This window comes from Rosenbergiella sp. YN46, from assembly GCF_036620675.1.
GTDB lineage: Bacteria > Pseudomonadota > Gammaproteobacteria > Enterobacterales > Enterobacteriaceae > Jejubacter.
Genome location: NZ_JAZHEE010000125.1, coordinates 1 through 609 on the forward strand (window position 1 = coordinate 1; position 609 = coordinate 609).

The 609-nt window shown below is 58.5% G+C and carries 1 protein-coding gene; it reads left to right on the forward strand.

The window, feature by feature from the left end; all coding sequences use genetic code 11:
- Window positions 1–222 precede the first annotated feature (222 nt).
- Window positions 223–609, forward strand: a 387-nt coding sequence (locus V3W49_RS22835; RefSeq protein WP_500148248.1) for a hypothetical protein, incomplete at its 3' end; no start/stop codon positions are given.

The following is a 609-nucleotide window of genomic DNA, read 5'->3' on the forward strand; positions in this document are numbered from 1 at the left end:
GTGAAAGGTAGTGAGGATGTTTTGTTGAGTAATGGGAGGAATATGATGGTGATTGAGAGTTTTGTAGGAGTGGTGGGGGGGTTGAGGATGGATGAGGGGAATGATGGGGGTGAGTGGGTGGGGGATGAGATGTTGTATGAAATATTGGGGGATGGGTTGGGGGGTGGTGTGTTTTAGGGTATGGGGGAGGGGAAAGAGGGGGAGGAGGGGGTGGGGGGGGAGGTGACGGATGAAATTCTGAGCGGGGGGTTGGAGGGTGGGAGGGGGAGGTTTGTGAATGGGGGGAAAGAGGAGAGGGGGGAAGATGAGGTGTGGGTGGATGTGGGTTGGAGGGAGGGGGATGTGAATTGGTGTGGGGGGGGGGAGGGGGTGAGTGGGGGAGTGTGGGGTGAGGAGTTGAGGGTGAGTGAGGAAGGGGATGGGGATGAGGGTGAGGAAGAGGAGGAGGAGGGGGAGTGGGATAATGTGTGGGGGGTGGTTGATGAAGTGGGTGGTGGGGGTGTTGGAGGGGTGGGGAAAGAGGAGGGGGGGGATGAAGAGAACGAGGAAGAGGTGAGGGTTAAAGTGGAGGTGGAGGGGGAATTTGGGGGAGGGGAGGAATGGAGGAAT